Raw genomic sequence first — 20,479 nt, forward strand, 5'->3', positions numbered from 1 at the left:
TAACAAAGCTGCAGGATTGCCTGAAGATTTTAAGATACATAAATCTACTTTAGATGAGATAGAAAGAGTGGCTGAATATAATGTTTCTGATATAAGAGAATATCTAGGTGTAGATAAATATTATTCTAATATAGATATGGCTGAAACCATTAAACAATATTATAATCTTTTTTCTAATGCTTTAAGCCAAAGCTTTCCAAGTGATAAAACAAGTTTTAGTGAAGCAGATATAAATTCTATGCCTAGTGGATATGCTGTAGGTGGAGATAAATGTATGAATTTTAATGATCCAAATAATAGAATGAATATTACTCATTTAAAAGACTTTTCTGGAGCTTTAGTTTCAAATGTCTATCAAACATCAGAACAAGCAGAGAAAGCTGATGATCTTTGGGCTGATTCTGGAAATATGATTAATGGTTTAAAACCTGAAACCTTAGGTTTATCCTTAGAAGAAATAAAAAATGTTTCTCAAGCTAAATATGAATGTGATTTTAAACCTGATATGTCATTTTATCCAAAAAATGAAGATGGAACTTATACTAAAGAAGATTTATTTATGAGTTTTTTAAAATCTCAAGGTGGACAACCCGTTGAGAGTCCAAAAACTACACTTAATCCAAAAGTAGAAGCTTACAATACAGCTATGGCTAAGGAGAGTTTTTCAACCACTAGCGTTGATTTGATTGATATCATGACAGGTAAGGTTGATTTTGCAAGTTTATTAAAATATGAACTTGATAGAGGTCGTATAGCTGGAGAGCTTTATATGTATGAAAAGGGTATGTCTCCTAAGCAAGCTTTAGGCAATTGGGCTTTAGACTCTGAGATTAAACAAGCTCTTGCTAATGGTTGGAAAGCAAGCAGTGAAAGTATAAATTCTTTTGCTGATTCTATAGCGGATAGACTCAATAATCTTTTAGAACAAACTAGGGTTTAGGAAGTATTTGCACGAAGTCAAATTAAAAATGATGGCATTTTCAAATACTTATGCGAATCACATAAAACTAGGCGCATCATTTGAAAAGAGTATTAAATCTCCGTTTTTTGTTTCTTTAGCTAGAGTTTGAACTAGCTGGCTTTTTTCTTTAAGTATAATGGTTTTTATTTTTAACTCTTTTTTGAAAATTTCAGCATTGATTTGTGCGCTAATGATAGCAAGATCAAAACACTCATTGATGATTTTAGCAAGTTTTATATTTTCTTCTTCGCTTACTTCTACTATACCAGGACTTACTAAAACTTTGCGTCCTTTATAGCTTTTACAAAGTTCATAGCTTGTGCTCATACCTTTAAAATTTCCATTAAAACCATCATCTATGATAAATTTAGGCTCTCTTGAAAGCACTTGCAAGCGATGTTCTACGGAGTTTATATTTAAAACTTGCTTTTGAATTTTTTCTAGCTTTACGCCAAGATAATGAGCACAAAGTATACAAACACAAAGATTTTGCGCGTTAAAATCCCCTAAAATTTGACTTTTAAAATCATAGGATTTATTTTCTATATCGACTTTAAATTCTAAACCTTCAAGACTTGAATGAATAAGATTTAATTTATCATCATAAAGGCTGATGAGTTTATCTTCTTCTTTTTTGGTGCTAGAGTGTAAAAAAGCCTTTTCTAGTCTTTTGGAATTTAAGGCTTCAAGTTTGGTTGAGCGGATATTTTCAACACTTTTAAAATACTCTAAATGTGCATTGCCTATCTCTCCTACTATGCTGATGTGAGGTTGTAAAAAACGAGTGATTTCATCAATATCGCCTTTAAGTCTAGCACCTGCTTCAGCTATGTAAATTTGAGTATCTTGACTTAAATTGGTATTGATATCAGCAACTATACCTAGCAAGGTATTGACAGAGCGTGGTGTTTTGTAGCTTTTAAAGTCATCTTTTAAAAGTTCGTATAGAAAATTTTTAATACTTGTTTTTCCAAAACTTGCGGTAATGAGTATGATTTTTAAATTTTCATTGGCTCTTAGTTTGGCTTTGGCTTGTTTTTTATAATATAAATTTGTAAAAAACTCATAAATTTTAAGACTAAATAAAGCAAAAGGAAGACTAAAAAGATTAAAAAGAAAAGAAAAACGCAAAGCAAGGATAGCAAAAATAACATTATAAACAAAAACAAAAACAAAAAACCATTTGACCTTGCTTGTAAAAACAAGCTTTTTATCTATACCTTTGTTCCAAAAGTACAAAATCGGAGTATGGATCAATGCAAAATATGCTAAAGAGTATAAAGGAAAAGCTAAGAATAAAAAATAAGGAATAAATAAAAAATACAAATGCCACAAAGGTTTATGATAATGAAAAAACACGCGCTTAAATTTATAAGAATACCATTGTAAAGCACTCATAAGATAAAAAGCTATACAAAAATTAAAAAATAAAGAATTGATAAAATAAAGAGTATTGATAAGCATTTAAATTTCCTTAATTTTTTGAGCTATGAAAGCAGAATGTTTTAAAAAGAAAAAATGATCCCCCTCTAAAGGATAAAAAGTGCTATTTTTTAAAAATTGATGCATTTTCTCGCCACAATATAAAGGCGTAGCTTCATCGCTTTTTCCCCAAAAAATCAAACTTTTAGCCTTTTGCTTGGTAAAAATTTCACTAAAATCCTCATCAACAACCTTTTTAAAGGTTTCATACATCATAGGACTAAGATTTGCTCCATCTTTACTAGCAAAATAGCGATAAAATTTCCCCAAACCAAAGAGTTTTAAAATTTTAAAAATACGGATTTTAAAACGCACTTTTAGGGATTTTTTAGCCAAAATTCCCGCACTTGAAAGTAAGATTAGGGTGTCTTTTTCTTTTGCGAGTAGGGTGCTTACTTTTCCACCAAAAGAATGCCCCATGAAAAAACAGACATTGAGTTTTTTTTGTTTTAAAAAAAGTTCTGTGATATTGGCATAATCTTGAGTGTTTAAAATTTCTTCCACACTTGAATTTCCAAAACCTGCTAAATCCATATAAATTTGACAAAAATCTTTTAAAAAAGGACAAAAACTTTGCTTCATAAGTTCTTTATTGGCTCCCCAGCCGTGTAAGATAAGTATTTGCGGTAAGGAAAGATCGCCTAAAATTTCATAAGAAATTTGATAAGTTTTGTTTTTATAAGAAAGTTGAGTTTGAGCCATTTTAAGCCTTTTGATTTTTGTAGATATTTTCTAAAAGTTGCATGGCATTTTGTAAGCGTTCAAATTCTTTCATACTAAGCATTACAGCTTCAAATTTGTTATTTTTTAAAATAACTATTTTTCCACTTTCGCTTTTTTTGAGTTTTTCCATAATGGGGCTAAAATTTCTTACCACCTCGGTGGCAGTGTAAATTTCATCTTGTTTAAAAGAGAGCATTTTTCTTCCTAAAATACGCTAAATTTTATGTATAATTTAGCGTATTTTGACTTAAAAGCTTATAATTTTCCTTTTTGTCCGTTGATGGAGTGAAGGAAGTTGTAGTTGATTTTTATCATTTTTTCAAGTGAAATTTGATCAGCTAAAGCGTTTAAAGTGGTATTAAAATCTTTAAAAAGATAATTAGCCAAAGAACCAGGATTTGGGTTGATTTCATTTAAATATACTTCATTATCCAGTATAAAAAAATCGCAGCGTATTAAAGCACCTTTAAACAAAGGATTGTAAATCTTTTTAAAGCTATCTTTGAGTTTTTCTTTTAATTCTTCGCTTAAATCTGCTTCTATAAGCTCATTGTGTCCTGAAAAACTAAGATATTTTTGTTCAAAGTCTAAAAATTCTTTTTTCTTTGGCTCTTCTATGATAGAAAAAACAAACTCATCATTGATCATGCATCCTGCAAGATTGTATTCTTTGATATTGTTTTTAAATTCTTCTACTACAAGATCATTATCAAATTCAAAACCTACATCTTTGGCGTATTCTAAATCTTTTTCATCTTTTACTATGCTAATACCTATACTACTTCCAAGTCTTGCAGGTTTGATAATGCAAGGAAAACTAAGCTTTTCTTTAGAGTTTTGATTTTTTCTTAGCATGGTATAATCAAGTGTTTTTACTCCAACGCTTTTGGCATAAAGTTTGGTAAGTTCTTTGTTAAAAGATAATACACTAGCTTCAAGCCTAGGTCCTATAAATTTAATAGAATAAAACTCAAATAAAGCCGCAATTTTTCCATCTTCTCCATCTCTACCATGGATAAGATTGATCATGCATTCGCACTCTAGTTTATTTTCTTTTAAAAAACCTTTGCTAAAAAAACCTCCTTGTTTAACGAAGAGCTCTTTTTCTTTTTTATAAGCTTTGGTGCTAAAAGTTTTAGAATTCATTTTTTCACTTGGGATATGATAAAATCTTCTTTCTTCATCGCAAAAAATAAATTCTAAATTTTGATTGATAACTTTTTTAAGCACTACAGCACTTACTATACTGATCTCATGTTCATAAGAATTTCCGCCAAAAAGTATTGCAAATTTCATTTTATTCCTTTATCCTAGTTTTTTAAGAGCTTCTTTGATGAGTTCGCTTGTGCCTGTTGCTTGAGCGCTTGCTAAAACACTTATGATTTTTTCTTGTTTAAAGCCTAGAGTAAGAAGTGCGGTTAAGGCTTCGCTTTTATCATCGCTTACATTTTCAAGTTTGGTTTTTGTGTCAGAAAGTTCTACTATAATGCGTTTTGCACTTTTTGGACCTATGCCAGGTACTTTTTTAAGCACGCTTTCATCGCCCAAACTTAACGCTTTGTAAAAAGAATTTACATCAAGACTAGAGCATACCGCCATAGCAGTATTTGCACCCACTCCATTGACTTTTAAAAGCATTTCAAACATTTTTTGCTCATCTTTATCCAAAAAGCCATAAAATTTATTAGAATCTTCTTTGATGATTTGAGTAATAAAAAACTCATGCTTTTCTTGAGTTTGAATTTTAGCAGAACAAAAAAGCGAAATAAATATCCCATAGCTTAAACCACTAGCACATTTAACAATGATAAAAGTAGGTTCTTTTTTTGTGATTATTCCTTCGATGCCGACAACCATGCTATATCCTTTTCTTCATAATCTAATTTTTTATGTATTTCTATACTCTCTTGGTTGTTTTGTATGACTTTTTTAATACCTATAAATTTAGCACTTTCATTAACAAATGAAGAGTAAAAAATATCTTCTTTAGGCTCTAGAAGTGAAAATTTGATCTCATTCATATCAGTCCATTTGCCACTTTTATTTATAAAAGTTGCTTCAAAAAGCATTTTTTGTAAATTGATTAATTCTAATTGTAAAGATTTTTTGCGTTCAAGAAGTTCTTTTTCTTCATTTTGTAGTTTATTTAATTCAAGATTTTGTAAAGAGAAATCTTTTAGAGCTTTTTCGTATTGTACAGGAACATTTTGACCTTGATTTTTAAGTTCTGCTATCTTTTTTTCAACGCTTAAAATTCCATTTTTGCTTGATAAAATGTATTGTCTTATTTTATTTATTTTATGATTTAACTTAGAAATTTGCTCTCCTAAAATCGCAAATTCTTCATCATAATTTTTATCAAGAGTTTTAATTTTGGCATGAAATTTATTGTTATCCCCGTTGATGCGTTCTATTGTAGTGTTTTCAAAAAACACACAAGAATTATTACTTTCTAAATTTTCTATATAGATTTTATCAGCTTGTATATTTCCACCTAAACTTTTTTTAATTCTCACTTCTTTGGCTTTGATTGTTCCCCCTTCGAGCAAATCTATATTTAAAATTTCGGCTTCTGCAAATCCTCTATGAGTTTTTATATAGGCTTGTTTGGCTTGAATTTTGGCTTTAGAGTGTGTAGTGCCTTCAATTTTCATTTTAGTGGCATTAAGTTGAGTGTTGCTTCCTATGCTTCCGACTATATTTAATTCTTCACATTCTATCCCAACGCCAGAATTTACAGCATCTTTTACTTCTGAAAGAAATTTTATATTGATTTTGACATTTTTGTCTAGTCCAGCTCTTATAATCCCTATATTTTTAAAATCTACCCCATTAAAATCTAGTTCATTGGCGATATCAAAATTTTCACCATCTTGTACTACATAACCTTTTTTTAAGGCTATATATTCTGTGTATCCATCTTGCTCTACTTGTTTAAAAGCCGAAGAACAAGAAAATTTAACTTTATTTTCATTTGCGGCTAAAACTTTTAAGGTGTGTAAATTTAAGTCTTTTCCTTCTTTACCTTGTTTAAATTTGGTGTGTTTTAAAACAACTTCATTTTCATCAACAGCAATAATACCTGAGCGTTTTTCATCGATAGTATAGTTTTTGGTTTTTTCTTTATAAGTTAAGATCAGAGATTCGTCTTGACTTTCTATAGGATCAATACCTTGTGCAACGGTGATTTGTATAGTTTTATTTAAAGGGGTATTTTTATGTTGGTTGCAAAAAGACATTAAATTTTTCTTAAAATCAAAAATACGGATACCTATCAAAAATTTAAGTTTCAACATCTTTTTATAAATATTTTGCAAAAGTTCTAGTGCTAGTTTTTCATGAAAGTCTAAATTTGCAAAATCAATTTGAGCAACTATTTTGGTTAAATTTTTATTCGCAACTAGTTTGACTGCTTGAGATGCTTTGCTTTGGTTTATACCATGGAAAATTTCTATTTTGTATTCTTGCTTGATTTGAAGATCATTTTTTAAAAAAATTTCATCTTTATCAAAAAGAGTTAATTCTTTTTCAGAGATTTTTTCCCATTCTAAATCTCCAAAACGATATTGTGTAGAAAATGCCAATAAATTAAAATCAAGCTCATTTAAGTTAAGGTTTGTTCGTGAAGCTACACTTAAAAGCTCTCGAGCTGGATTTTCTGTATAGGCAATAATTTTTTCATCCAAAGCCAAAACTTTCCCCTTGTAAAAAATTAAGAATGTAATTATAGTCAATTTTTAATCAATTTTAGTTAAAATAGTTCTCTTTATATTTTGAAATCTATGAAAAATTTAATGAAGAGTTTAGTATTTAAAAATTTTATTATCAATGCTTTAGGAATTTTATTTTCAAGAATTTTAGGGCTTGCTAGAGATGTTTTAATAGCGCTTTTTTTAGGAGCAGGGCTTTATAGTGATATTTTTTTTGTGGCTTTAAAAATGCCTGCTTTTTTTAGAAGAATTTTTGCAGAAGGGGCTTTTGGACAAAGCTTTTTGCCTAATTTTGTAAAAGCGAAAAAAAAGGGAGCTTTTTGCGTTAGTGTAATGATGCAATTTAGCCTTATAGTTTTTTTATTTTGTCTTTTGGTAAGTTTTTTCTCTTCTTTTTTTACCAAGCTTTTTGCTTTTGGATTTAACGCAGATACTATAGCTTTAGCAGCTCCTTTGGTAGCGATTAATTTTTGGTATTTGTTTTTTATTTTTTTAGTTACTTTTTTAGGAGTTATTTTAAATTATAGACAAAAATTTTTCATTACCTCTTTTTCTGCAGCATTATTTAACTTAAGTATTGTTATAGCTGCCTTTTTTGTGGATAAAAATGCACCGCAAAATACACTTTATTATTTTTCTTATGCAACGGTTTTAAGTGGGGTGGCACAGCTTATTTTACATTTGCTTGTTTTAAAAAACAATCCTGTAATCCGTGCTATGGCTTTAAGTATAAAATTTAAAAAAGCCAAGGCGAAATTACAAGGTTTTTATGGCAATTTTTTTCATGGAGTTTTAGGTTCTTCTGCGACTCAATTTAGCTCATTGCTTGATACAACTATAGCTAGTTTTTTAATGAGCGGGAGTATTTCTTATCTTTATTATGCAAATCGTGTCTTCCAACTCCCCCTTGCACTTTTTGCTATCGCTCTAACTCAAGTTTCTTTTCCAAAAATTTTAAAACATTTAAAAAGTGGTCAAGAAAATTTAGCCTTAAAATTTATGCAAAGAGCATTAGCGCTTTTAAGCATTTTGCTTATTGCTTCTAGTATTGTAGGTTCTGTGTTTGCTTTGGAAATTTCAAAACTTTTATTTGAAAGAGGAAATTTCACTCACGAAGATAGTGTGATTACGGCTTATGTTTTGATTGCTTATCTTATAGGGCTTTTACCTTTTGGTTTGCAAAAGCTTTTTTCTTTGTGGCTTTATGCAAAATTTAAACAAAAAACAGCAGCTTGGATCGCGGTAAAATCTTTAATTATCAGTGCTTTATGTTCTATGGCTTTTATATTTTTGATTAAAGATGAAAGTTTAAAGGTTATTGCAGTAGCACTTTCAAGCTCTATTAGTGCTTTTTATTTGCTTGGAGCTAATATCAAAGAATTTGGTTTTAAGAAATTTTTTGCTTTAATATCTATTAAAATTTGCTTATTGGTTATAGTTGCTTTGATTGTTTTTACGATCTTACTTATTTTGATTAAACCTTATATTTTAAGTTTTTTTATAGGAATTTTTACAAGTTTTAAAGGAGTTTTTTAATGAGATTATTAGATAGTGTAACAAAAGAGAAAATAAAACTTGATAAAAAAGATATTAGTATTTATTTATGCGGACCTACGGTTTATGATGATGCACATTTAGGACATGCAAGAAGTAGTGTTTGTTTTGATCTTTTGCGTAGGGTTTTACTTGCTCAAGGCAATAGGGTAAAATTTGCTAGAAATTATACAGATATTGATGATAAGATTTTGAAAAAAATGGCTCAAAGTGGTCAAACTTTAGAGGAAATTACGGAATTTTATATCAAAAGTTATGAAGAGGATATGAGGGTTTTAAATGTATTAGATCCTGATTTTAAACCTCGTGCAACGCATTATATAACAGCTATGCTTGATTTGATTAAAAAGCTTGCTAAGGATGGGTTTGTTTATACTCTAGAAGATGGAATTTATTTTGATACAAGTAAAGATGAAAAATATTTAAGCCTATCAAATCGCAATTTAGAAGAAAATATCTCTCGTCTAAGTAATGAAGTGCAAAAAAGAAATGAAAGCGATTTTGTGCTTTGGAAATTTGATGAAAATTTTTACGAAAGTGAATTTGGCAAAGGGCGTCCAGGTTGGCATACTGAATGTGTTGCTATGATTGATTCTATTTTTGAAAATACTCTTGATATACATGCTGGAGGGATAGATTTGCTTTTTCCTCATCATGAAAATGAAGCTGCGCAATGTCGTTGTGGATGTAAGAGAAAATTAGCAAATATTTGGCTTCATAATGGTTTTGTAAAAATCGATGGCGAAAAAATGAGTAAAAGTTTAAATAATAGTTTTTTCATAAAAGATGCTTTAAAAGAATTTATGGGCGAGGCTTTAAGATTTTATCTTTCGAGTTCTCATTATAGATCTCATTTTAATTATTCTTTATCGGATTTGGAAAATGCTAAAAAACGTTTAGATAAATTTTATCGCCTTAAAAAAAGATTAGATTTAGGTGAAATTTCTGATTTTGATGTTTTAAATGATATTGAAATAAAAAGCGAAATTGCTAAGCAAATTTTAGAGATTTTAAATGATGATTTAAATATTTCTAAAGCCTTAGCTCTTTTGGATGATTTTATCAGTAGTGCAAATTTAGAGTTGGATAAAGAAAACAAAAATAAAATTTTAAAACAAAATATTAAAGAAGCTTTAAGCGAGCTAGCTAAAATTTTTGGCTTTGGTTTTATGGATACAACTTTATATTTTCAATGGGGTGTAAGCAAAGAAGAACGAGAAGAAATTGAAAAGTTAATTTTAGAAAGAACTGAGGCTAAGAAAAACAAAGATTTTAACACAGCTGATGCAATAAGAGAGCAATTAAATAGTAAAAAAATCACTCTTTTAGATACTCCAAATGGAACAATTTGGGAGAAAATAAATGCATAATGAGATGAATTTAAAAGAGGTTTTAATACGCTTTAAGCCCTTTTATAAAAGATATTGGAAGCAATTTGCTATAGCTATTTTTGGTATGATTTTAGCAAGCGGAGGAACTGCTGGAAGTTTTTATGCTTTAGAGCCTATTTTAAATTATATTTTCGTTGAAAAAAATGAAGCTTTACTTTATACAGTGCCTTTTTTGCTAGTATTGATGTATTTTTTTAAAAATCTTGGAACTTATTTGCAAAGTTTTTATGTTTCCTTTATAGGAACAGATATGTTAAGAGTATTGCGTGCTAGGGTTTTAAAAAATGTTTTACGCTTGGATATGGATTTTTTTAAACGCTATAGAAGCGGAGAGCTTGTAAGTCGTTGTACTAATGATATTAATGGGCTTCAAAGCATAGTATCAAACATTATTCCTGATTTTTTTAGAGAGCTTTTAACTGCTATAGGACTGCTTGCGGTAGTCTTGTATCAAAGTCCTACTTTGGCTTTTTTTGCTTTAGTGATTTTGCCTTTAGCTATTTTCCCTTTGGTGTGGTTTGCTAAAAAACTTAAAAAATATGCAAGAAATATACAAGAGACAAATTCGGATTTACTTTCTTATTTGGGTGAAATTTTTTCAAATATTGAATTGATCAAAGCTAATGATAATGAAAAAAAAGAAAGTGATAAATTTGCCAAGCATAATGATACTTTATGTAAATTAAACCTAAAGTCCGCACGTATTGATGCACTTACAAGTCCTTTAATGGATATGATGGGTTCTGTTGGGGTTGCTGCGGTGATTATTGTAGGGGGTAGAGAGGTTATCAATGGTTCTATGAGTGTGGGAAGTTTTATCAGTTTTGTTTCAGCACTTTTTGCCATATATACTCCTTTAAAGCGTCTTTCGTCTTTATATGGAAAACTTCAAGGTGCTGTTGCGGCAAGTGAAAGAACTTTTTATTTATTGGATTTAGAACCTCAAATTAAAGGTGGAAGCAAAGAATTAAAAAACATTAAAAAAATTAGCTTTGAAAATGTTGAATTTGCTTATGAAAACCCGCATAAAAGTGTTTTAAAAGGCATAAATTTTGATTTTGTTAAAGGGCAAATGCTTGCTCTTGTAGGGACAAGTGGGGGTGGTAAATCTTCTATTATTAATCTTTTGATGTATTTTTATGAAAAGCAAAAAGGTAAAATTTTACTCAATCAAGAAGATATTAGCACTTTTACCATAGAAAGCTTACATGCTAAAATAGGACTTGTAACGCAAAATATTTATCTTTTTAATGATAGCTTTGCTGCAAATATTGCTTATAGTGAAGAGTTAGAAGAAGAAAAAGTCATCCAAGCTTTAAAATTGGCCAATGCTTATGAATTTGTTAAAGAAATGGGCGGGATTTGGGCTGAAGTGAAAGAACATGGTAAGAACTTAAGTGGAGGGCAAAAACAAAGAATAGCAATTGCTAGGGCTTTATATAAAAATCCTGATGTGCTTATTTTTGATGAAGCAACTTCAGCTTTGGATAATGAAAGCGAAAAAGCAATAGTTAAAACTATAGAAAATTTAAAACAAGATAGATTGATTTTAGTGGTTGCGCATCGTTTAAGCACTATAGAAAATGCAGATAAAATAGTAGTATTGGATAAGGGCAAGGTATTGGCAATAGGTAAAGATGAAGAGCTTTTACAAACTTGTTCTTTATATCAAAAATTTAAAAGCAAAGAAAAAACAAAGCCTAACTTTAGTTAATTTTAGTTAGAATTTCAAAAAGGATTAAAAAATGGCTTATAAAATGATAAAACCTTTACTTTTTAAGTTAAACCCTGAGCATGCACATGCTTTGGTTGAATATAGCTTAAGGGCTTTAAGCGCTAGTTTTCCAGGAGCTTTAAGTTTTTTAGCGCATAAATATATAGTTGATGATGAGAGTTTAAGGCAAAATTTACTCGGACTTGATTTTAATAATCCTGTGGGTTTGGCAGGGGGCTTTGATAAAAATGCCACTATGATAAGACCTTTGAGTGCTTTGGGATTTGGCTTTTTGGAAGTGGGAACTTTTACTCCAAAACCTCAAGAAGGCAATGAAAAGCCACGCCTATTTAGACTTGTAAAACAAGAAAGCATACAAAATGCTATGGGTTTTAACAACGAAGGTGCTGAAAAGATTGCTTTAAGGCTTGTAAAAACTTATCCTTTTGTTTTGCCTTTAGGGGTAAATATAGGGAAAAATAAAATCACTCCAAATGACAAAGCCTTGGAGGATTATTTTACTTTGTTTAGAGATTTGAAGGATTTGTGTGATTATTTTATCGTTAATATCTCATCTCCTAATACTAAAAATTTAAGAGAGTTGCAAAATGATGATTTTTTAAATACCTTGCTTGAAGAAGCCAAAAAAATCACTTCTAAGCCTATTTTGATAAAAATTGCTCCTGATATGAAAATAGATGATGCTTTAAATTTATGTGAAAATGCCATTAAAAAAGGTGCAGATGGGTTTATATTAGCCAATACTAGTGTTGATTATAGCTTGCTAGATAATAATCGTACTTTTGGTGGTATTAGCGGAAGGCTGATTACGGAAAAAAGTGGTATTTTTTTCAAAGAAGTAGCTAAAATTCTTTTTGGTAAAACCTTGCTTATTGCAAGTGGAGGGATTGATAGTGCTGATATTGCTTATGAGCGTATTAAAAATGGGGCTAATTTGGTGCAAGTTTATACAGCTTTGATTTTTAAAGGCCCTTCTTTGGTAAAAAATATCAATCAAAATCTTATAGAGCTTTTAAGAAAAGATGGTTTTTTACACATTAGCGAAGCTGTTGGGGTAAATTTAAAATGATTGCTTATGAAAAAATTCAATTAAAAAACAAGCTTGAAGTTTATGCTTTGCCTGTAAATAAAAATAGCGATGTGATTAGCGTTGATATTTTTTATAAAGTGGGTTCAAGAAATGAGATTATGGGAAAAAGCGGCATAGCTCATATGCTAGAACATTTAAATTTTAAAAGTACTAAAAATTTAAAAGCTGGCGAATTTGATGAGATTGTTAAGGGTTTTGGTGGTGTGGATAATGCAAGCACAGGTTTTGACTATACTCATTATTATATTAAATGTGCGAAGAAAAATTTAGATAAAGCTTTGGAACTTTTTGCAGAACTTATGGCGAATTTAAATTTAAAAGATGAAGAATTTCAGCCTGAAAGAGCAGTGGTTTTAGAAGAGCGTAGATGGAGAACAGATAATAATCCTTTGGGATATCTTTATTTTAGACTTTTTAATCACGCATTTATGTATCATCCTTATCATTGGACTCCTATAGGTTTTTTTAAGGATATAGAAAATTGGAGCATTGAAGATATTAAAGAATTTCACAGTATTTACTATCAACCTAAAAATGCGATTTTACTTGTAAGTGGCGATATGGAAAGTAAAGAAGTTTTTGAGCTTTCAAAAAAACATTTTGAAAAGATTAAAAATACTAAGACTATACCTAAAATTCACACAAAAGAGCCTAAGCAAGATGGAGCAAAAAGAATATATTTGCATAAAAACTCAGATACTGAACTATTAGCCCTTGCTTATAAAATTCCAAATTTCAAGCACAAAGATATACCTGCTTTAAATGCTTTGTCCGAGCTTTTAGGAAGTGGAAAAAGTTCTTTAATGAGTGAAATTTTGATTGATAAATTAAATTTAATCAATGATTATTATGCTTATGCTAATGATTGTATAGATGAAAATTTATTTATTTTTATTTGTAATTGTAATCCTAATGTTAATGCAGAAAAAGTAGAAAAAGAGCTTTTAAAAATCATTGATAAACTTAAAATGGGTAAAATTTCTCAAAAAGATTTGCAAAGAGTGAAAAATAATGTCAAAAGCGATTTTATTTTCTCACTTAACAATGCTAGTGCAGTGGCAAATATTTATGGTTCATATCTAGCAAGAGGAGATATCAATCCTTTGTTAAATTATGAGAAAGATATACAAAATTTGGAATTAAAAGATTTGATTTCTTGTGCTAAAAAATATTTTATTCAAGAAAATTCAACTACGGTAATTCTAAGAAAGGATTCAAATGGATAAAAATATTATCATTGGGGCGATGACGGCTCTTATTACACCGTTTGAAAATGGAAAAGTTGATGAGCAAAGTTATGCAAGATTGATTAAAAGACAAATAGAAAATGGCATCGATGCAGTAGTTCCAGTAGGAACAACAGGAGAAAGTGCAACTTTAACCCATGAAGAACATAGAACTTGCATAGAAATAGCCGTTGAGACTTGCAAAGGAACTAAAGTTAAGGTTTTAGCAGGTGCGGGAAGTAATGCAACTCATGAGGCAGTGGATTTAGCTAAATTTGCTAAAGAGCATGGTGCTGATGGGATTTTAAGTGTGGCGCCGTATTATAATAAACCTACGCAACAAGGACTTTATGAGCATTATAAGGCTATTGCACAAAGTGTAGATATTCCTGTGCTTTTATATAATGTTCCAGGAAGAACAGGTTGTGAAATTTCAACGGATACTATTATCAAGCTTTTTAGAGATTGTGAAAATATTTATGGAGTAAAAGAAGCGAGTGGAAATATCGATAAGTGCGTGGATTTACTTGCACATGAACCTAGAATGATGCTTATTTCAGGGGAAGATGCGATCAATTATCCTATACTTTCAAATGGTGGAAAGGGAGTGATTTCAGTAACTTCAAATTTATTGCCCGATATGATTAGTGCTTTAACTCATTTTGCTTTAGATGAAAATTATAAAGAAGCTAAAAAAATCAATGATGAGCTTTATAATATCAATAAAATTTTATTTTGCGAAAGTAATCCTATTCCTATTAAAACGGCTATGTATATAGCTGGATTGATAGAAAGTTTGGAGTTTAGACTTCCTCTTTGTCCTCCAAGTAAGGAAAATTTTGCTAAAATTGAAGAAGTGATGAAAAAATATAAGATCAAAGGATTTTAATGAATACAGAATTTCAAGGAAAAACTTTAGTAATCAGCGGTGGAACTCGCGGGATAGGCAAAGCTATAGTTTATGAATTTGCTAAAGTGGGTGCAAATATAGCTTTTACTTATAATTCTAATGCGCAAATTGCTGATGAAATGGTGCAAGATTTGGAGAAAAATTATAAAATCAAAGCTAGAGCTTATGAATTTAATATCTTAGAACCTGAAACCTATAAAGAACTTTTTGAAAAAATTGATGTGGATTTTGATAGAGTGGATTATTTCATCTCAAATGCTATCATTTCAGGACGTGCGGTTGTAGGTGGTTATACTAAATTTATGAAGTTAAAACCAAAGGGAATTAATAACATTTTTACCGCCACAGTAAATGCTTTTGTGGTAGGAGCTCAAGAAGCAGCTAAAAGGATGGAAAAAGTAGGGGGTGGAAGCATTATTTCTATCTCATCTACGGGAAATTTAGTGTATATAGAAAATTATTCAGGCCATGGTACAGCAAAAGCCGCTGTAGAAGCTATGGCAAGATATGCGGCTACTGAACTTGGAGAAAAAAATATCCGTGTAAATGTCGTAAGTGGTGGGCCTATTGAAACTGATGCTTTAAGAGCTTTTACAAATTATGAAGAAGTAAAACAGGCTACTATAAATTTAAGCCCTTTAAATCGCATGGGACAGCCTGAAGATTTGGCTGGAGCATGTCTTTTTCTTTGTTCAAGTAAGGCAAGTTGGGTAACAGGACATACTTTCATCGTTGATGGTGGTACAACTTTTAAATAAAAATTAAGAAAAATCAATGGATTTTTCTTAAAAATATTTTTCAATCAAGTTTTAATTTCCATCCTAAAAAAACACTTAATAATGCAAGTAAAAAAATAAAATTTAAAATCCAATTGCCAAAACCTACAAAACCTATAGATAATACGCTGTAAAAAAATCCTCCCACAGCTGAATAAATACAAATCGTACTTAAAGATCCATTTTCTGCCATTTTTTTACATGGGCAGATTTTATAAAATTTTTTATCGTTAAATTGATTTTTCTTTTTATTTCCCAAAAATAAACCAAAAAGGGCAAAAAGATTTAAAAAAATAAAAGCATATAATAAAATTTGATCTAATTCCATTTTAATATACCTTAAAAGTATCTAAGCCAAGAGGGTAAATGGACTTGCTCTTCCTTTAAAGTAGTCTCTTGTCCATGTCCTGGCAAAAGTTTAAAATCTTCTTTGTAAGTCATAACTTTTTCTAAGCTTTGTTTCATTAAATTTGCATCCGAATAAGGAAAATCCCATCTTCCTATGCTTCTATAAAATAAAAAATCTCCACTAAACATGATATTTTTACCTACAATTTCTATCATAGTGCAACCTGGTGTATGTCCTGGTAAAAAGTGAAATTTAAAATCAATTCCGCAAATATTTAAAATATCTTCATTATCTACTAAAAAATCCGCATCGCTAGAATCATAGCCTTGATTGAAATTATCATGCAGCATAAAAGCATCATTTTTATGAATATAAATAGGGATATTGTATTCTTTTTTAACCTTGGCATTATCCCAAATATGATCATAATGCCCGTGAGTATTTAAGATCGCTAAAGGATTTTTAACATGTTGTTTGATAAATAAAAGCGCATCAGTTCCTGGATCAATGATAAATTCACCCTTTGGGGTAAATAAAATATAGCAATTAGTTTCATAAACTCCACAAGCTTGTTTGATAATTTGCATTTTTTACCTCTTTAATAAAAAATTTGCCTTAAATAAATATAATTATACATTAAATTTTTTAAAAGGCAAGCTTTATGGATTGGCAAAAGATAACAGAAAAAATGTGTGATTTTATACAAGAAAAAGTGAAAAATTCTCAAAGTCAAGGTGTGGTTTTGGGGCTTAGTGGCGGGATTGATTCTGCTTTAGTAGCAACACTTTGCAAAAGAGCTTTAAAAGAGAATGTTTTTGCTCTTTTAATGCCAACTCAAATTTCAAATAAAGCCAATCTCGAAGATGCTTTAAGGCTTTGCGTGGATTTAAATCTTGAATACAAAATCATAGAAATTCAAAGCATTTTAGATGCTTTTATAAAACAAAGTGAAAATACCACTCTAGTATCTTTGGGAAATTTTGCAGCGCGTATTAGAATGAGTTTGCTTTATGATTATTCTGCCTTGAAAAATTCTTTAGTCGTAGGTACTTCTAATAAAAGTGAATTGCTTTTAGGTTATGGTACGATTTATGGGGATTTAGCTTGTGCTTTTAACCCTATAGGATCGCTTTATAAAAGTGAAATTTATGCCTTAGCAAAATACCTTAATTTGCATGAAAATTTCATCAAAAAAGCTCCAAGTGCGGATCTTTGGGAAAATCAAAGTGATGAGGCGGATTTAGGTTTTTCTTATGCAAAAATCGATGAAGGTTTAAAAGCCTTAGAAACTAATGATGAAAAACTTTTAAGAACGCTTGATCCTTCTTTGATTGCTATGCTAAAAAATCGCATGCAAAAAAATGCTTTTAAGGGAAAAATGCCTGAAATTTTGGAAATTTAAACAATGAGTGAAGAAAAAAATTATGAACTTTGGCTTGATAATTATTTTTTTAAGCCTAATTTTTGGCAAAAATGCCTTGCTTTTATACTTTTTCCTTTAAGTGTGTTTTATGCTTTTTTTGCGATTTTAAATACTTTTTTTCGTAAAAAAATAGTTTTTAAAAAACCTGTTATTAGTGTCGGTAATTTAAGTTTTGGAGGTAATGGAAAAACCCCGCTTTGTAAAGCTATAGCAAGGGAATTTGATGGTGTTTTTATAGTGCTTAGGGGCTATAAAAGAAAATCTAAAGGTTTGTTTGTTGTTAAAAATCAAAATGAAATTTTATGCACCTTAGCACAAAGTGGCGATGAAGCTATGGAGTATGCTTTTGAAGAAAATATCAAAGGTGTGATTGTAAGTGAAGATAGGGTAAAAGGTATTGAAAAAGCTTTTGAGTTGGGAGCTAAAATCGTTGTACTTGATGATGCTTTTTCTAAATTTCATATTAAAAAATTTGATATTTTACTTGAAAGTAAAATCAAACCTTATTTTAATTTTACTTTGCCAAGTGGAGCTTATCGTTTGCCAAAATTTTATGAAAAAAGGGCTGATTTTATTGCATTAGAAGGCAGGGATTTTGTGCGTTATTCTTTTGTAAAAGAAAATCCAAAGGCTGTTTTGGTAACTGCTATTGCTAAACCTTTTAGATTGCATGAGCATTTTATCAAAGCAAGGGCTTGTTATTTTTTTAAAGATCATTATGAATTTAAAAAAGAAGAATTAGAAAATTTGCTAAAAAAACATAATTGCGATACACTAATGCTTACTTTTAAGGATTTTGTTAAAGTTAAAGATTTTGGTTTTAAATGTCAAATTATAGAATTAAATATAGAATTAAAAGATTCATTAAGAGAAAAAATAAAAACTTATATCAAGGAGTTTGAATAGTGAAATTGGTCGAGAGCAGAAATGTAAATAATGTATCAAGTTTTAAGGAAGCTTTGATTAACCCAAACGCCCCAGAAGGAGGGCTTTACTCACCTTTAAATTTGCCTATTTTTGAAGGAGAAAAATATGCCAATTTGTCTTATAAAGATTTTGCTTTAAAGCTTATAGAAAGTTTTGGTTTTGGTGAAGAAGAGCTTTTCAAAAAGGCTTTGAAAAGTTACGAAAGCTTTGATGATAAAAATACACCTATTTCTTTGCAAAAAATCTCTGAAAAAACCTATATTAACGAGCTTTGGCATGGGCCTACAAGAGCTTTTAAAGATATGGCTTTACAGCCTTTTGGTGTGCTTTTAAGCGAATTTTCAAAGGATAAAAATATTTTAATTATCTGTGCTACAAGTGGCGATACAGGGCCTGCAACCCTAAAAAGTTTTGAAAATGCAAAAAATGTTAAAGTAGCTTGTATGTATCCAAAAGGTGGCACAAGTGGAGTTCAAGAGTTGCAAATGCGAGCTTTAGATAAGGATAATTTGAAAGTTTTTGCTATAGATGAGGATTTTGACGCAGCGCAACGCACTTTAAAAGAATTGCTTTTTTCAAAAGATTTTCAAAATGAAATTAAAGCTTTAAATTATGAGCTTTGTGCAGCAAATTCTGTAAATTTTGGACGTATTTTATTTCAGATTATTTATCATTATTATGCGAGTTTAAAACTTTTTAATGAGTTTTTAGAAGAAGTGCAAATTATCGTTCCAAGTGGAAATTTTGGCAATGCTTTAGGAGCTTTTTATGCTAAAAAAATGGGAGCTAAAATTTCAAAAATCAAAATTGCTTCAAATGCGAATAATATTTTGAGCGAATTTTTTAATCAGGGCATTTATGATTTGCGTGAAAAAAGTCTTAAGAAGACTATTTCTCCAGCTATGGATATACTTATTTCATCTAATATCGAAAGACTTTTGTTTGCGAAATTTAAAGATAAAAGAACTAAAGAACTGATGAATTTGTTAAAAAATGAGAGATATTTTAAACTTGAAAAAGAAGAATTACAAAGTTTGCAAGAAGATTTTGAGGCGGATTTTTGCACCGATGAAGAATGTATGCAATTTATCAAACAAAGCAAGATTTTAATCGATCCGCATACCGCAACTTGTTTTAAAATGCTTGATCCTTTAAAACCTAGCATTATCACTTCTACAGCAGAATGGACAAAATTTACTCCAAGTATGATAAAAGCTTTATATGATAGGGATTCTAAGAATGAAAAAGAAGATTTAAAATTTATAGCTAAAGAGTTTAATGTCCAAGTTAAAGATGAAATTTTGGCTTTATTTGATTTGAAAAATAGCGATGAGAAGGTATTTGAAGCCAGAAATATAAAAAAAGAAATTTTAGATTGGATGCAAAAATGATTATTATCCCTGCAAGATTAAAATCAAGTCGTTTTCATGAGAAAATTTTATGTGATATAGGTGGAGTGCCTATGTTTGTGGCTACTGCAAGAAGGGTAAGTAATGTAGATGAAGTTTGTATAGCTTTAGACGATGAAAAGGTTTTAAGTATCGCTAAAGAATATGGTTTAAATGCGGTTTTAACAAGCAAAGATCATGAAAGTGGTACGGATAGGATTAATGAAGCTTGTAAGAAACTAGCTTTAAAAGATGATGAGATTATTATCAATGTCCAAGCTGATGAGCCTTTTATAGAATGTGAAAATTTATTAAAATTTAAAGAATTTGCAAGTTCTTGCTTGGATAAAAAAGCTTTTATGGCGAGTTGTTATAAAAAAATCACTCAAGAAGAAGCTATGGATCCTAATCTGGTTAAAGTGCTTTGCGATAAAGAAGGGTATGCTTTGTATTTTTCAAGAGCTAAAATTCCTTATGAAAGAGAAAATTACGAGGAAAGTTTTAAAGGGCATTTAGGCATTTACGCTTATAGTGTCAAAGCTTTAAGAGAGTTTTGTTCTTTATCGAGTTCTGCACTTGAAAGAGCGGAAAAGTTAGAGCAATTAAGAGCTATAGAAAATGGTAAAAAAATCAAAATGCTTGAAATTTCAACAACAAGCATGGGGATTGATACTAAAGAAGACTATGAAAGGGCTTTAAAAATTTATTTAGAAAAATAACTCCACCCTAAAACGGAACAGATTTTGCTTATATTATTTTAATATATTTAGATTGAAGGCAGAAAAATCTAAATCAAGGAATTAATATGAGTATCTTTAGCATCAATGATAACTC

The 20,479-nt window shown here is 30.0% G+C and carries 20 protein-coding genes; 12 read left to right on the top strand and 8 right to left on the bottom strand.

What is annotated here, in order from left to right; genetic code table 11:
• Positions 1–940 (top strand): Cj0814 family flagellar-dependent secreted protein (locus AJ888_RS00010; protein WP_070296076.1); only part of this gene is annotated, 940 nt, incomplete at its 5' end.
• 57 nt (positions 941–997) lie between these two features.
• On the opposite strand, the gene AJ888_RS00015 is transcribed toward AJ888_RS00010, so the two are convergent.
• Genes AJ888_RS00015 through AJ888_RS00040 form a run of 6 tightly spaced genes read right to left on the bottom strand, consistent with a single transcriptional unit; the run spans position 998 to position 6,858 of the window.
• Complete coding sequence (locus AJ888_RS00015; protein WP_002861436.1) at positions 998–2,425, bottom strand: Mur ligase family protein; 1,428 nt, start codon at positions 2,423–2,425, stop codon at positions 998–1,000.
• Positions 2,426–3,145, bottom strand: coding sequence for an alpha/beta fold hydrolase (locus tag AJ888_RS00020; RefSeq protein WP_002861438.1), 720 nt, complete (start codon positions 3,143–3,145; stop codon positions 2,426–2,428). It lies immediately after the preceding gene.
• A 1-nt stretch (position 3,146) separates the two neighbouring features.
• A complete protein-coding gene (locus tag AJ888_RS00025) occupies positions 3,147–3,362 on the bottom strand; it encodes a type II toxin-antitoxin system Phd/YefM family antitoxin (RefSeq protein ID WP_002852622.1) in 216 nt (71 codons plus the stop codon).
• A 59-nt stretch (positions 3,363–3,421) separates the two neighbouring features.
• Positions 3,422–4,462, bottom strand: coding sequence for a D-alanine--D-alanine ligase (locus tag AJ888_RS00030; protein ID WP_002861439.1), 1,041 nt, complete (start codon positions 4,460–4,462; stop codon positions 3,422–3,424).
• A gap of 9 nt (positions 4,463–4,471) precedes the next feature.
• The gene (ruvA, locus tag AJ888_RS00035; RefSeq protein WP_002861440.1) at positions 4,472–5,023 is read right to left on the bottom strand and encodes a Holliday junction branch migration protein RuvA; all 552 of its coding nucleotides are present in this window, start codon (positions 5,021–5,023) and stop codon (positions 4,472–4,474) included.
• Complete coding sequence (locus tag AJ888_RS00040) at positions 4,999–6,858, bottom strand: flagellar assembly protein A (RefSeq protein ID WP_002861441.1); 1,860 nt, start codon at positions 6,856–6,858, stop codon at positions 4,999–5,001. The genes ruvA and AJ888_RS00040 overlap by 25 nt, the downstream gene beginning before the upstream one ends.
• A 102-nt stretch (positions 6,859–6,960) precedes the next feature.
• Between AJ888_RS00040 and murJ the strand changes: the two genes are divergently transcribed.
• The 7 genes from murJ to AJ888_RS00075 are packed head-to-tail and all read left to right on the top strand — an operon-like array spanning position 6,961 to position 15,540.
• A complete protein-coding gene (murJ, locus tag AJ888_RS00045) occupies positions 6,961–8,412 on the top strand; it encodes a murein biosynthesis integral membrane protein MurJ (RefSeq protein ID WP_002861442.1) in 1,452 nt (483 codons plus the stop codon).
• Complete coding sequence (gene cysS / locus AJ888_RS00050; RefSeq protein WP_002861443.1) at positions 8,412–9,800, top strand: cysteine--tRNA ligase; 1,389 nt, start codon at positions 8,412–8,414, stop codon at positions 9,798–9,800. Before murJ ends, cysS begins: the two co-directional genes overlap by 1 nt.
• Complete coding sequence (locus tag AJ888_RS00055; RefSeq protein ID WP_070296077.1) at positions 9,793–11,535, top strand: ABC transporter ATP-binding protein; 1,743 nt, start codon at positions 9,793–9,795, stop codon at positions 11,533–11,535. Before cysS ends, AJ888_RS00055 begins: the two co-directional genes overlap by 8 nt.
• A 31-nt stretch (positions 11,536–11,566) precedes the next feature.
• A complete protein-coding gene (locus AJ888_RS00060; protein WP_070296078.1) occupies positions 11,567–12,625 on the top strand; it encodes a quinone-dependent dihydroorotate dehydrogenase in 1,059 nt (352 codons plus the stop codon).
• Entirely contained in the window at positions 12,622–13,872 is a 1,251-nt protein-coding gene (locus AJ888_RS00065; RefSeq protein WP_002861446.1) for a M16 family metallopeptidase, read from the top strand. The genes AJ888_RS00060 and AJ888_RS00065 overlap by 4 nt, the downstream gene beginning before the upstream one ends.
• Positions 13,865–14,761 carry a 4-hydroxy-tetrahydrodipicolinate synthase gene (dapA, locus tag AJ888_RS00070; RefSeq protein WP_002861447.1) on the top strand — a complete coding sequence of 299 codons (897 nt, stop codon included), beginning with the start codon at positions 13,865–13,867 and terminating at the stop codon, positions 14,759–14,761. The genes AJ888_RS00065 and dapA overlap by 8 nt, the downstream gene beginning before the upstream one ends.
• Positions 14,761–15,540, top strand: coding sequence for an enoyl-ACP reductase (locus AJ888_RS00075; protein ID WP_002852476.1), 780 nt, complete (start codon positions 14,761–14,763; stop codon positions 15,538–15,540). Before dapA ends, AJ888_RS00075 begins: the two co-directional genes overlap by 1 nt.
• Before the next feature lie 40 nt (positions 15,541–15,580).
• Here AJ888_RS00075 and AJ888_RS00080 read toward each other — a convergent pair whose 3' ends face one another.
• The gene (locus AJ888_RS00080; protein ID WP_002861448.1) at positions 15,581–15,886 is read right to left on the bottom strand and encodes a hypothetical protein; all 306 of its coding nucleotides are present in this window, start codon (positions 15,884–15,886) and stop codon (positions 15,581–15,583) included.
• A gap of 11 nt (positions 15,887–15,897) precedes the next feature.
• Positions 15,898–16,494, bottom strand: coding sequence for an MBL fold metallo-hydrolase (locus tag AJ888_RS00085; RefSeq protein WP_002861449.1), 597 nt, complete (start codon positions 16,492–16,494; stop codon positions 15,898–15,900).
• 74 nt (positions 16,495–16,568) lie between these two features.
• Between AJ888_RS00085 and AJ888_RS00090 the strand changes: the two genes are divergently transcribed.
• From AJ888_RS00090 to kdsB, 4 genes are read left to right on the top strand one after another with little or no spacing between them, the layout of a single operon-like run.
• The gene (locus AJ888_RS00090; protein ID WP_044794494.1) at positions 16,569–17,309 is read left to right on the top strand and encodes an NAD+ synthase; all 741 of its coding nucleotides are present in this window, start codon (positions 16,569–16,571) and stop codon (positions 17,307–17,309) included.
• Between the two features lie 3 nt (positions 17,310–17,312).
• On the top strand, positions 17,313–18,236 hold the full coding sequence (locus tag AJ888_RS00095; protein WP_002861451.1) for a tetraacyldisaccharide 4'-kinase: 924 nt from the start codon (positions 17,313–17,315) through the stop codon (positions 18,234–18,236).
• Positions 18,236–19,648, top strand: a complete 1,413-nt coding sequence (gene thrC / locus AJ888_RS00100) for a threonine synthase (RefSeq protein WP_044780329.1) — start codon at positions 18,236–18,238, stop codon at positions 19,646–19,648. The genes AJ888_RS00095 and thrC overlap by 1 nt, the downstream gene beginning before the upstream one ends.
• A complete protein-coding gene (gene kdsB, locus AJ888_RS00105) occupies positions 19,645–20,364 on the top strand; it encodes a 3-deoxy-manno-octulosonate cytidylyltransferase (RefSeq protein WP_002861453.1) in 720 nt (239 codons plus the stop codon). Before thrC ends, kdsB begins: the two co-directional genes overlap by 4 nt.
• Positions 20,365–20,479: the final 115 nt, after the last annotated feature.

The organism is Campylobacter sp. BCW_6467 (genome assembly GCF_001762855.1).
Classification (GTDB): Bacteria; Campylobacterota; Campylobacteria; order Campylobacterales; family Campylobacteraceae; genus Campylobacter_D; species Campylobacter_D jejuni.